This is a genomic window from Streptomyces sp. NPDC018610, assembly GCF_044391765.1.
GTDB lineage: Bacteria > Actinomycetota > Actinomycetes > Streptomycetales > Streptomycetaceae > Streptomyces.
Window position 1 is genome coordinate 122,590 of the sequence record NZ_JBISAL010000009.1, and the last position, 12,730, is coordinate 135,319.

The 12,730-nt window shown below is 74.1% G+C and carries 9 protein-coding genes; 6 read left to right on the forward strand and 3 right to left on the reverse strand.

Going from position 1 to position 12,730, the window contains the following annotated elements; all coding sequences use genetic code 11:
• Nucleotides 1-166 precede the first annotated feature (166 nt).
• Nucleotides 167-1,606 carry an NADP-dependent phosphogluconate dehydrogenase gene (gndA, locus tag ACH5A8_RS23245; protein ID WP_399004846.1) on the reverse strand — a complete coding sequence of 480 codons (1,440 nt, stop codon included), beginning with the start codon at nucleotides 1,604-1,606 and terminating at the stop codon, nucleotides 167-169.
• A gap of 360 nt (nucleotides 1,607-1,966) precedes the next feature.
• On the opposite strand from gndA, the gene ACH5A8_RS23250 reads away from it, so the two are divergent.
• Nucleotides 1,967-3,232, forward strand: coding sequence for a transglycosylase family protein (locus tag ACH5A8_RS23250; RefSeq protein ID WP_399004848.1), 1,266 nt, complete (start codon nucleotides 1,967-1,969; stop codon nucleotides 3,230-3,232).
• Here the strand turns inward: ACH5A8_RS23250 and ACH5A8_RS23255 are convergent.
• Nucleotides 3,222-4,460: a DMT family transporter gene (locus ACH5A8_RS23255; RefSeq protein ID WP_399004850.1), complete on the reverse strand. Its 1,239-nt coding sequence runs from the start codon at nucleotides 4,458-4,460 to the stop codon at nucleotides 3,222-3,224. The two genes, ACH5A8_RS23250 and ACH5A8_RS23255, sit on opposite strands and share 11 nt — an antisense overlap.
• A 297-nt stretch (nucleotides 4,461-4,757) precedes the next feature.
• On the opposite strand from ACH5A8_RS23255, the gene ACH5A8_RS23260 reads away from it, so the two are divergent.
• From ACH5A8_RS23260 to glgC, 3 genes are all read left to right on the forward strand, one after another.
• Nucleotides 4,758-5,627, forward strand: coding sequence for a (2Fe-2S)-binding protein (locus ACH5A8_RS23260; protein WP_399005305.1), 870 nt, complete (start codon nucleotides 4,758-4,760; stop codon nucleotides 5,625-5,627).
• A gap of 118 nt (nucleotides 5,628-5,745) precedes the next feature.
• A complete protein-coding gene (glgA, locus tag ACH5A8_RS23265) occupies nucleotides 5,746-6,909 on the forward strand; it encodes a glycogen synthase (RefSeq protein WP_399004852.1) in 1,164 nt (387 codons plus the stop codon).
• A 51-nt stretch (nucleotides 6,910-6,960) separates the two neighbouring features.
• Nucleotides 6,961-8,181 carry a glucose-1-phosphate adenylyltransferase gene (glgC, locus tag ACH5A8_RS23270; RefSeq protein ID WP_399004854.1) on the forward strand — a complete coding sequence of 407 codons (1,221 nt, stop codon included), beginning with the start codon at nucleotides 6,961-6,963 and terminating at the stop codon, nucleotides 8,179-8,181.
• 57 nt (nucleotides 8,182-8,238) lie between these two features.
• Here glgC and ACH5A8_RS23275 read toward each other — a convergent pair whose 3' ends face one another.
• Entirely contained in the window at nucleotides 8,239-8,616 is a 378-nt protein-coding gene (locus ACH5A8_RS23275) for a hypothetical protein (protein WP_399004856.1), read from the reverse strand.
• Nucleotides 8,617-8,823: 207 nt separating this feature from the next.
• On the opposite strand from ACH5A8_RS23275, the gene ACH5A8_RS23280 reads away from it, so the two are divergent.
• The gene (locus tag ACH5A8_RS23280; RefSeq protein WP_399004858.1) at nucleotides 8,824-11,145 is read left to right on the forward strand and encodes a GH92 family glycosyl hydrolase; all 2,322 of its coding nucleotides are present in this window, start codon (nucleotides 8,824-8,826) and stop codon (nucleotides 11,143-11,145) included.
• 147 nt (nucleotides 11,146-11,292) lie between these two features.
• On the forward strand, nucleotides 11,293-12,666 hold the full coding sequence (locus tag ACH5A8_RS23285) for a wax ester/triacylglycerol synthase family O-acyltransferase (RefSeq protein WP_399004860.1): 1,374 nt from the start codon (nucleotides 11,293-11,295) through the stop codon (nucleotides 12,664-12,666).
• Nucleotides 12,667-12,730: the final 64 nt, after the last annotated feature.

Here is a 12,730-nt window from a genome sequence, read left to right on the forward strand (position 1 = left end):
GGGCCGGTGCCCGTCCCACCGCGGACCGGCCCCGCCCACTCGCGGCGGGCCGGTGCCCGTCCCACCGCGGACCGGCCCCGCCCACTCGCGGCGGGCCGGTGCCCGTCCCACCGCGGACCGGCCCCGCCCACTCGCGGCGGGCCCCCACATGCCCGGCAGCCGCCCCCTACGCGTCCACCTCCGACCGGTCCCCGCCCCACAGCGTGTGGAACGCGCCCTCGCGGTCCACACGCCGATACGTGTGCGCGCCGAAGAAGTCGCGCTGGCCCTGGGTGAGGGCGGCCGGGAGGCGTTCGGCGCGCAGGGCGTCGTAGTAGGCGAGGGCCGCGGCGAAGCCGGGCGTCGGCACACCCTGCCGGGTCGCCGCGATCAGGACCTCGCGCCAGTCGTCCTGGGCCGCCGCGATCTCCTGGGCGAACGTCTCGTCGGACAGCAGGCTCGGCAGGTCCGGCCGGGCGTCGTACGCCGCGCGGATCCGGTCCAGGAAGGCCGCGCGGATGATGCAGCCGCCCCGCCAGATCGAGGCGATCGCGCCGAGGTCGATGTCCCAGTCGTACTCCTCGCCGCCCGCCGCGATCTCGTGGAAGCCCTGCGTGTACGACACGATCTTCGAGGCGTACAGCGCCTGCTCCACCCGGTCGGCGAAGGCCGCCGCCTCCGCCTGTGACAGCGGCGAGGCCTTCGGGCCCGCAAGGCCCCGCGAGGCCTCCCGCAGCGCCGCGTGGCCCGACAGCGAGCGCGCGAAGACCGCCTCCGCGATGCCGGAGACCGGCACCCCCAGATCGAGCGCGATCTGCACCGTCCAGCGGCCCGTGCCCTTCTGCTCGGCCTGGTCGACGACCACGTCCACGAACGGCTCGCCGGTCGCCGCGTCCACGTGCGACAGCACCTCCGCCGTGATCTCGATCAGGTACGAGTCCAGCCGGCCGGTGTTCCAGGTGCGGAAGATCTCGGCGATCTGCGCCGGGGAGTGGCCGGCGACGTCCCGCAGCAGCTGGTACGCCTCGCCGATCAGCTGCATGTCGGCGTACTCGATGCCGTTGTGCACCATCTTCACGAAGTGGCCGGCGCCGTCCGGGCCCACGTGCGTCACGCAGGGCGCCCCGTCCTTCGCCTTCGCGGAGATCTTCTCCAGCATCGGGCCCAGCGAGTCGTACGACTCCTTCGAGCCGCCCGGCATGATGCTCGGCCCGTTCAGCGCGCCCTCCTCGCCGCCGGAGATACCGGTGCCGACGAAGTGGATGCCCTGCTCGCGCAGTTCCCGCTCGCGCCGCCGAGTGTCGGCGAAGTGCGCGTTGCCGCCGTCGATGATCATGTCGCCGGGTTCCAGCAGCGGGGCGAACTCCTTGATCACCGCGTCGGTCGGCTCGCCCGCCTTCACCATGATCACGAGCCGTCGTGGCCGCTCCAGCGCCGCCACGAAGTCCTTCGCGGTCTCGGTGGGAACGAACTCGCCCTCGTGCCCGAACTCCTTCACCAGGTCGTGCGTCCGGGACGCCGTCCGGTTGTGCAGCGCGACCGTGTAGCCGTTGCGCGCGAAGTTGCGGGCGAGGTTGCGGCCCATGACCGCGAGCCCCGTGACGCCGATCTGGGCTGTAGTGCTCATACCGCCTGCTCCTCAGGAATCCGGTGGATCATCAGCTGGGACGTCTTGGACCATCCTGGCGCGCCGGTACGGCGACCGCACATCCGTACCGGCCCGCCGCACGGCCCGCCCGCCGCGGGACGCCCGGAGACGTCCGCGACCCCTCGCACGGCGGGTGCCCGCCGCCTCACGGCGCGTCCCCACGGCACCCCTCCTTACGTACCGCGGGTGCGCGTCGCCTCAGCCCCGGCGCCGCCGATCCGGCCAACGGAAGTGCCTTACCGGCCACTTGACCGGACGAAGCGGCCGATAGCCGTCTTGTCATGGCTCGTTGACGACGTCTACTTTTGCCCCTCCTGACGCATGGCGAGGGGGCTTCACATGGCCGCACGCGGCCGGCACCGCCGGTACCAGCCGAACAGGATCAACCGCGCCTCACTCACCGTCACGGCGAGCGGCGCCGGAATGGCCATCCCGCTCATCGGCGCGGGGGTCGCGCACGCGGCCGACGCGTCCACCTGGAACAAGGTGGCGGCCTGCGAGTCGAGCGGCGACTGGAGCATCAACACCGGCAACGGCTTCTACGGCGGGCTGCAGTTCACCCGGTCCACCTGGGCCGCGTACGGCGGCACGCGGTACGCGCCCCGCGCCGACCTGGCCACCCGGGACCAGCAGATCGCGGTCGCCGAGAAGGTGCTCGACGGGCAGGGGCCCGGCGCCTGGCCGGTGTGCTCGGCGCGCGCCGGACTGACCCGGGGCGGCGGTGACCCCGGCGTCCACCCGGACGGAGCGGCGGCCCGGCCGGTGCACACTCAGAGCGCCAAGAACACCTCGCAGGCGAGGAGTTCGGCGCACGACGTACGCCCGCAGACCACGCCGCAGTCCCGGGCCGGCACCGCCGAGATGTACACCGTGGTCCGGGGCGACACCCTCTCCGGCATCGCCGACGATCGGCATGTCCCGGGCGGATGGCACCAGTTGTACGCGGCCAACCGCGCCACCGTCGGCGACGACCCCGACCTGATCCTGCCCGGCCAGCGCCTCTCGCTGCGCACGACGCACACCGCGCCGCACCGGAGCGGCTCCACCGCCACCCACCCGGCCGCCGAGCCGAAGGCGAAGACGAGGACCGAGGCGAAGACCAAGACCGGGGCGGGGAAGACCGAGTCGAAAGCGAAGGCCAAGGCCGGCTCCGCGACCCGCACCGAGAAGAGTCACGCCGCGCCGTCGCACTCCGCCTCGCACACCCTCGTCGCCCCCGTACACGCCGCGATCGGCACGGGCTACCGGGCGAGCGGCTCCCACTGGTCGAAGGGCTACCACACCGGCGTCGACTTCGAGGTGCCCACCGGCACGTCGGTGCACGCGGCAGCGGCCGGACACGTGGTGAGCGCCGGGTGGGGCGGCGCCTACGGCTACCAGGTGGTGATCCGGCACTCCGACGGCCGCTACACGCAGTACGGGCACCTGTCGGCGATCTCGGTGCGCGCCGGGCAGGCGGTCGGCGCCGGGCAGCGCATCGGCCGCTCCGGCGCCACGGGAAACGTGACGGGCCCGCACCTGCACTTCGAGGTGCGGACGGGGCCCGGTTTCGGTTCGGACATCGACCCGGTCGCCTATCTCCGGGCCGGCGGCGTCAGGATCTGACGCGGGCGCGGTGCCGGTCCAGCACCGGCATCGGGACGTAGGCGACCGCGCGGAACGGGACGGCGCGGAACGCCCCGGCCGGGCGGGCCTCCACGGCCGACGTCGGCGGATCGTCCTGCTCCGTGCCCGCCCCGGCCGTCGCCGTGTCCCCGGGAGCGGGCCGTGCGGACGTCCGGACGTCCTCGGCCGCCGCGAGGCCGTCCGCGGCTGCGTCCCGCTGTGCGGGGATCCTGGGCACGAAGGCCTCCCGCGGCGGTACGTCCCCGGAGCCCGGGTCCTCCGCGCGCGCCGTGTCCCCCCGCCCGTGTTCCCCCCGTCCGTGCTCCTCGCGGGGCGGCTCGCCGGCCGTAGGCTCCCCGGAGGCCGCGGACCCCGGACCCGACGGGGCCGGCTCGGTCGTGCCTCCGATGCGCTCGGTCGTCAGCAGGATCAGACCGCCCACGGCGACCACGCCGCAGGCGAGGGCCAGTACGGTGCCCGTGGTGCCGTGCCGGAAGGTCTCCCCGAACATCGTGACGCCGACCGCGGCCGCCGCCACCGGGTTCACCACGGTCAGCGTGGCCAGCGGCGCCGCCAGGCCGCCGCCGCGGTACGACGCCTGCGACAGCATCATGCCCGCCGTGGCCAGAACGGCGATCGCGGCCAGGGACGGCAGTTCCGCCGCCGCGACCCCGTCCGTCCAGTCGACCGCGACCGTCTTGGTGAACACCGAGGACATGCCGAAGGCGAGACCGGCGCCGACGGCGAGGATCACGCTGCGCACCGCCGGGTGCCGGTGCGCCGCCCGGCCCGCGACCGTGAGCGCCGCGAGCGCGCCGGCGGTGACCACGCCGAGGGTCACCCGGTGCGCCGCGCTCAGCGACTGCGCGTGGGAGGCGCCGACCAGGGACAGCAGACCCGCCAGCCCCACGGTCGCCATGATCGCGCCCCGCCACGCGGCGGCGCCCGCCCGGCGGCCGACGAAGATCGCCGCCATGGGCAGCGCGAAGACGATGGTCAGGGCGCCCAGCGGCTGCACCAGGCTGAGCGGACCGTAGGCCAGCGCGACCACGTGCAGCAGACCGCCGAGGCCGTTCAGCGCGACCGCCGCCCACCAGGCCGGCCGGCGCAGCGGCGCGTACTGCTCGCCGGGGCCGGACACCGCGACCCGCTCCTGCACGATCGCACCGCCCGCGTAGGCGACGGCGGACACGAACGACAGCAGAACGGACAGCGCGAGGGCGCTCATCGGCTGCTCCTCTGCGGGCGGCGGGGGCCCTCGGCCCGGCGCGGCGAACGGTCGGCTTCCATGGTCCAACACCCTGCCGTGCGGATCTCTTCCCGTCGTCGTCCCTGAGCACCCAATGGGTCATACTGCCGATGGAGTACGCCCGTCGTGCCCTCCTCCCCTGGGTGGGCGACAAGAGGTGGAGACCCCTGACACGAACCGTGGGGAACAACCCTGGGAATCACTCGGGGAACCGGGGGAGAGCCTCGGCCGGGACCGCGTCGGCCGGACCCCGATGAGGCGGTCGTCCCACGGGTGTTGGTACTACTGCTCCTCGTGGACCTCGACGCCGGACTCGCCGCCCTCGGACCCCTCGGCGGTTTCTTCGCCCTGCGCACGGGCGAGCCGCCGCACGGCCCGCTGCCCACCCTCGCCCAGGCCTACGCCCGGACACCGCCCGGCCCGGGCCGCCCGCACCCCGTGGACGTCCGCGTCCGCGGGGTCGCAGAAGGCATCGGCACGGGCGAGCCACGGGTCGCCGCCTCGGTGGCCCACCAGGCCCTCGCGGCCCGGCTGTGGTCCGCCGCGCTCGGCTGCGCCGTGCTGTACGGGCGGATCCCCGACCTGGACGCGCGCCTGTTTCGCTGGGACCCGGTCGGCGGCGCTCCGGAAGATCTGTGGCTCACCGAGGTACGCGAGCGGCCCGCCGACGCGGCCACGCTCGCCGACGCCGTCCTGTACGGCCACCTGGAGCCGCTCGCGGCGGCCCTGCGGGCCCGCCACCGCCTCGCCACCGGCCTGTTGCGGGGCAACGCGGCCTCCGCGCTGGCCGGCGCGGCGCGCCAACTGGACCGGTGGGCGCGCGACCACGGCGACCACCAGGCCGGTGACCGCGCCCGCGACCTGGCCGCACGGCTCCTCGCCCACCCCCTGCTCGCCGGCACCGGGACGCTCGGCGAGTCCGCCGCCCGCACGGGCCGAACCGGCCGCACGACGGAGAACGAGACCGGCAGCGCGACCGAGAACGAGACCGGCGGCGGGACTGGAACCGTGACCGGAACCAGCACCGGCGCCACCTTCCGCCGGCGCAGCTGCTGCCTGTACTACCGGGTGCCCGGCGGCGGGGTCTGCGGTGACTGTTGTTTCGCACGAGCCCCGCGCTCTTCCCCGCGCGCCCCCTCCGGGTGACCATGAAAGGAGGCCGGCCGAAGCGGTCGGCCGAAGCGCCGGACGCGGCCGGCCGGCCCGGCCGTACGGCGACAGCGCCGGCGAAGGCCACCGGCCGCCGAGACCCAGGGGGTTGCGCGTGCGAGTGGGACTGCTGACGCGGGAGTACCCGCCGGACGTGTACGGCGGCGCCGGCGTCCACGTCGAGTTCCTGGCGAGGGAACTGAGACGCCTCGTCGACCTGGAGGTGCACTGCTGGGGCGAGTCCTCCACCGGCGAGCGCGCCTCCGGCGTCGTACGCCACCGGTCCTGGCCCGCGCTGGACGGCGCCAACGACGCCCTGCGCACCTTCTCCGTGGACCTCGCCATGACCGCCGCCCTGCGGGGCCGCGAGCTGGTCCACTCCCACACCTGGTACGCCAATCTCGCCGGCCATCTCGCCAAGCTCCTGCACGGCGTGCCGCACGTGGTGACCGCGCACTCCCTGGAGCCCCTGCGCCCCTGGAAGGCCGAGCAGCTCGGCGGCGGCTACGCCCTGTCCAGCTGGGCGGAGCGCACCGCGTTCGAGGCCGCGGACGCGGTGGTCGCCGTCTCCGGAGCCATGCGCGAGGACATCCTCGGCTGCTACCCGGAACTCGACCCGGCCCGCGTCCACGTCGTCCACAACGGCATCGACACCGCCCTGTACCGGCCCGACCCCGGCACCGACGCGCTCACCCGGGCCGGCGTGGACCCGGACCGCCCCTACGTGCTGTTCGTCGGCCGCATCACCCGTCAGAAGGGCGTGCCCCACCTGCTGCGCGCGGTACGGGACATCGACCCGGCGGCGCAGGTCGTGCTGTGCGCGGGCGCCCCCGACACACCGGAGATCGACCGCGAGTTCCGCGAGCTGTACGAGGAGCTGAGCCGGGCCCGCGAGGGCGTCCGCTGGATCCCGCGGATGCTGCCCCGCCCGGACGTGGTGCAACTGCTCACGCACGCCGCCGTCTTCGTCTGCCCGTCGGTGTACGAACCGCTCGGCATCGTCAACCTGGAGGCGATGGCCTGCGGCACTCCCGTGGTGGCCTCGCGCGTGGGCGGGATCCCCGAGGTGGTCGAGGACGGCCGCACCGGGCTGCTCGTCGACGCCGGCGACGGCTTCGAGACGGGGCTGGCGACGGCGCTGGACACGGTGCTCGGCGATCCGGCGGCGGGACGCCGCATGGGCGAGGCCGGGCGGCGGCGGGCCGTCGACGAGTTCGGCTGGGACGCGGTCGCCCGGCGCACGGCGCGCTTGTACGAGAGCGTCCTCCGGCAGGCTTAGCGGACCGTGCCCCAGGGCAGTAGATGGGGCAACCGGGTGAGGGGAGCGGCCATGCGTCGTGGTGGACCTTCGGTCCTCGGAATCGTCCTCGCGGGCGGTGAGGGCAAGCGTCTGATGCCGCTGACCGCCGACCGCGCCAAACCGGCGGTCACCTTCGGCGGCACCTACCGGCTCGTCGACTTCGTGCTGTCCAACCTCGTCAACGGCGACATCCTGCGCATCTGCGTGCTGACCCAGTACAAGTCGCACTCGCTGGACCGGCACATCACCACCACCTGGCGGATGTCCAGCCTGCTCGGCAACTACGTCACCCCCGTCCCCGCGCAGCAGCGGCTCGGCCCCCGCTGGTACCTGGGCAGCGCCGACGCGATCCTGCAGTCCCTCAACCTCGTCCACGACGAGCAGCCCGACTACGTGGCGGTGTTCGGCGCCGACCACGTCTACCGCATGGACCCGCGGCAGATGCTGCGGCAGCACATCGACAGCGGCGCGGGCGTGACGGTCGCCGGCATCCGGGTGCCGCGCGCCGAGTCCTCCTCCTTCGGGGTGATCACCCCGGGCACGGACGGGCAGAGTGTCGAGAGTTTCCTGGAGAAGCCCGCCGACCCGCCGGGCCTCGCCGACGACCCGGAGTGCGTCTTCGCCTCCATGGGCAACTACGTCTTCAGCACCAAGGCGCTGGTGGAGGCGCTGCACCGGGACGCCGAGGACGAGCACTCGGTGCACGACATGGGCGGCTCGATCCTGCCCCGGCTCACCGAGCGCGGCGAGGCCCGGCTCTACGACTTCAGCGACAACCACGTGCCCGGCGAGACCAGCCGCGACCAGGGCTACTGGCGGGACGTGGGCACGCTCGACGCGTACTACGACGCCCACATGGACCTGATCGCCGAGCGCCCGGCCTTCAACCTCTACAACCGCGACTGGCCGATCTACACCCACTCGGGCCAGCTCTCCCCGGCCCGGTTCAACGCGGGCGGCATCGCGGGCGAGTCGATCATCAGCGCGGGCTGCCTGATCCGCGGGCAGGTCACGCGCTCGGTGCTCTCCCCGGGCGTCCGCGTCGACCCGGGAGCGGTGGTCCAGGGCTCGGTCCTGCACGACAACGTCCACGTGGGCCGGGGCGCGGTGGTGCGCGGCGCGGTGCTGGACAAGAACGTGGAGGTGCCGCCGGGCGCGACCATCGGCGTCAACCCGCAGCGGGACGCGGAGCTGTACACCGTCTCCAAGAACGGCGTGATCGCCCTGGGCAAGGGCCAGCGGGTGCCGTAGCGACCCGGGCCGCGCCTCTCGGCGGGCTGGGCGCCCGGAACACCCCGGTCCCGGCTCTCAGCCGGTCAGCGGCGGGAAGTGGTTCAAGGTGATCGCACTCGCCCGGCGCACCTCGTCGGCCGGGCTGAACTGCACGTACTCGGTGCCCGGCGCGGTGTGCACGGGGACGTGTCCGGGCGGGGCGTAGAACGCCTCCCCGGCCGTGAACACCTCGTCGTGGTCGGGATAGCGCAGCCTCAGCTCGCCCCTGAAGACGTACCCCCAGTGCGGGCACTGGCAGCGGCCGTCGGGCAGCTCCTTGAGCAGCGGGGTCAGGTCGACGTCCTCGCGGAAACTGCGGAAGTCCACCGTGTACGGCTCCAGGTCCTCCGAGTGCTCGACGACCGGGCCGTAGTCGCCGCCCTGGGTGGCGGTGTCCCGGGAGACCTTGGGCATCCGGTTCACTTCCCTTCCGCGGGTGGGGGGCGTCGCCGCGGGCTCGCACGACGTGGAAAGCGACGCCCCCATGGTGCGCGCCCCGCGGGCCCCGGGTCCACTTGGATCTCCGCGACGCGTCGCACGCGACACTCGCCGGATGCCCGGCTGACCGGCCCGCAGACGTGATCATGCAGGCAACGACGTCTCCCCCGGAGGTCTGCCCGCATGAGATGGACCCGGCGCCTGCGCCTGTGCCTGGCGGGGGCGGTGGCAGCGTCCGCGCTGTCCGGCGCCCCCGCCGGCGCACGGGCCGCCGAACCGCGCGACGCCCGGCTCACCGACCTGGTCAACCCGTTCATCGGAACCGCGAACGAAGGGAACACCTTCCCCGGCGCGGCCGTGCCGTTCGGCATGGTGCAGCTGTCACCGGACACCGGCCACAGCACCGGCTACGACTACTCCCAGAACCACGTCCGCGGCTTCTCCCTGGTCCACCTCTCCGGCGTCGGCTGCCGTCTCGGCGGCGACCTGCCGGTGCTGCCGACCACCGGCGACGTGACGCAGACCGACTACGCGAAGTACGCGGCCGGCTTCCGCCACGAGGACGAGTCGGCGAACCCCGGTTACTACCGGGTCGCCCTGGACTCCGGCATCCGCGCCGAGCTGACCGCGACCGCCCGCACCGGTGTGCAGCGCTACACCTTCCCCGCCACCGACAAGGCCAACGTCCTGCTCGACGCCGGCCAGGCGCTGCACCGGACGGTCGCGACGAAGGTGGAGGTCCTCGACGACCGCACGGTGCGCACCACGGTCACCGGCCGCGGCTTCTGCAAGGACACGCTGCCCTACACGGTCCACACGATCACCCGTTTCGACCGGCCGTTCACCGCGTACGGCACCTGGGACGGCGCCACCGTCACCGCCGGCTCGCGCACCGGCAGGGGCGGCGCCTACGTCCGGTTCGACACGACGAAGGACCGCACCGTCGAGGCGACCACCGCGCTGTCGTACGTCGACGCGGACGGCGCGGCCGGCAACCTGCGCGCCGAGGGCGGCCGTGGGTTCGACACCGTGCGCGAGGCCGCCCGGCGGGCCTGGGAGGACCGGCTGTCGGACGTACGGGCGTACGGGGGCGGCGGCACCCTGCGCCGCACCTTCTACTCGGCGCTGTACCGGGCCTTCCTCGCGCCCAACGTCGGCAGCGACGCCGACGGCCGCTACACCGGCTGGGACCGGCGCGTCCACCGCACCGACGGCTTCACCTACTACCAGAACTGGTCCCTGTGGGACACCTACCGCACCCAGGCCGAGTTCCTCGCCCTGCTCGCGCCCCGCGAGTCCCGCGACATGGCGATCTCGGTGATCAAGGTGGCCGAGGAGAGCGGCTGGCTGCCCAAGTGGGGCTACGGGACCGTCGAGACCAACATCATGACCGGCGACCCGGTGACCCCGTTCCTCACCAACGCCTACCACCACGGCCTGCTGAAGGGGTACGAGGACCGGGCCTACCAGGCGCTGAGGCGCAACGCCGACACGCTGCCGCCGCCCACCTCGCCCGCGGTGGGCCGCGACGCCGTCCCCGACTACCTCGCCCGCGGCTACGCCCCCTACGTCAAGGGCCACGAGCCCACGAAGTCCGGCCACTCCGACTACGCGTTCGGCGGCTCGGCGACCCTGGAGTACGCCCTGTCGGACGCGATGCTCGCCCAGATGGCACGCGCCCTGGGCCACCGCGCGGACGCCGACCGCTGGGCCGCCCGCTCCCTGAACTACCGCAACCTGTTCGACCCCTCGACGCGCTTCTTCCGCGCCCGCGACACCTCCGGCGCCTTCACCGGCCCCTGGAGCCCGGCGCAGAGCGTGGGCTTCCACGAGGGCACGGCCTGGCAGTACCAGTGGATGGTGCCGCAGGACCTTCCGGGCGTGGTGCGCCTGATCGGCGGCGAACGGCTCACCAACGAACGACTGGACGAGTTCTTCGCCTACGACCAGTTGCTGAAGGACCCCGAGCGCACCGCCCGCGAGGTGTGGGTCAACGGTCCGTACGCGTACTACGACACCGACAAGTACAACCCGCAGAACGAACCCGACCTGCTCGCCCCCTACACGTACCTGTCGACCGGGCAGCCGTGGAAGACCACCGACGTGGTGCACGCCGCGCTGACCCTGTTCACCGACGAGCCGACCGGACTGACCGGCAACGACGACCTGGGCACCATGTCCGCCTGGAACGTGCTGTCGTCCATCGGCCTGTACCCGGTGCAGCCGGGCTACCCCACCTGGGGGCTGTCCACCCCGGTCTTCGAACGCGTCGACCTCCGGCTGGACCGCCGCTACTACCCCCGCGGCGCCCTCACCATCACCGCGCCCGGCACCTCCCGCGACACCCGCTACGTCCAGACGGTGCGCGCCGACGGAGTGACGTACGACCGGACCTATCTGACCACCGGCGCGCTGCGCTCGCTGCGCACCCTGCACTACACGGTGGGCCCGCGGCCCTCCTCCTGGGGAACGTCCGCGCAGGCGGCGCCGCCCGCGCTGAGGTGACCCCCCGTCCCGTCCCCGCGGCGCGGGCGCCGACCGGGGGGACGGGACTTGATCCGAAGTTAACTGAGCGTAGCCTGATCGCACTTGACCGTAATCGGTCGAGGACGGTTGACTGCAGGCTCACCCACCGCCGACGCGAGGCAAGCCATGACTTCCGATCCGCTCGCTCCCCTGGACCTGGCGTTCTGGAACATCGAGTCCGCCGACCATCCCATGCACCTGGGCGCGCTCGGCATCTTCTCGGCGCACTCGCCCACCGCCGCGGCGCACGCCGCCGACCTGCTCGCCGCCCGCGCCGCCGCCGTCCCCGGGCTGCGCATGCGCATCCGCGACACCTGGCGACCCCTCGACCTGCGCCACCCCCTCCCGCACGGCCTGCGGGACGGCCTGCGCCGGCCGCTCGGCCTCGGCGGCGCCACCCGCGAACCCGACCCCTGCTTCGACCCGCTCCACCACGTCAGGTTGCACGCCCCCGCCCGCGACTTCCAGGCGGCGGCAGGCCGGCTGATGCAGCGCCCGCTGGAACGCAACCGCCCGCCGTGGGAGGCCCACGTCCTGCCCGGCGAGGCGGGCGACTGCTTCGCGGTGCTGTTCAAGTTCCACCACGCCCTCGCCGACGGCCTGCGCGCCCTGAGCCTGGCCGCCGCCGTCCTCGACCCGATGGACCTGCCCGAGCGCCGGCCACGTCCCGCCGCACCGGCGCGCGGGACGCTGCCCGGCGTGCGCGGGCTGCCCCGACTGGTGCGCGGCGCGCTCGCCGACGTCGGCCGCGCCCTGGACATCGGCGCCTCCGTCGCCCGCTCCACCCTCGCCACCCGCCCCGTCCCCGCCCTCACCGCCGAGCCCACCGGCACCCGCCGCACCGCCGGCGTCGTCCTCGACATCGACGACGTGCACCTGGTGCGCAAGGCCGTCGGCGGCACCGTCAACGACGTGCTGATCGCGGTCGTCGCCGGCGCCCTGCGCAACTGGCTCGACGAGCGCGGCGACTCCAGCGAGGGCGTCGCCCCGCGCGCCCTCATCCCGGTCTCCCGCCGCCGCCCGCGCACCGCCCACCCGCAGGGCAACCGGCTCTCCGGCTATCTCATGGAGCTGCCCGTCGGCGTCGCCGACCCGCTGCGTCGGGTGGCCGCCGTCCGCACCGCCATGGACCGCAACAAGGACGCCGGCCCCGACCGCGGCGCGGGCGCCGTCGCCCTCCTCGCCGACCACGTCCCCGCCCTCGGCCACCGGCTCGGCGGCCCGCTGGTCGGCCAGGCCGCCCGGCTCTGGTTCGACATCCTCGTCACCAGCGTGCCGCTGCCCGGCTTCGGCCTCCGGCTCGGCGGCAATCCGCTCACCGCCGTCTACCCCTTCGCGCCGCTCGCGCCCGGCCAGTCCCTCGCCGTCGCCGTCTCCACCTATCGCGGCCACGTCCACTACGGCCTGGTCGCCGACGCCAAGGCCGTACCCGACCTGAACCGGCTGGCCCGCGCCCTGTCCGAGGAGGTGGAGACCCTTCTCACGGTCTGCGCTCCTTGATCACCGGGCATTTGGCGGTACGCCACGCCGCTGCCGTAAAATCCCCCGTTCGAAAGCGAGCGCG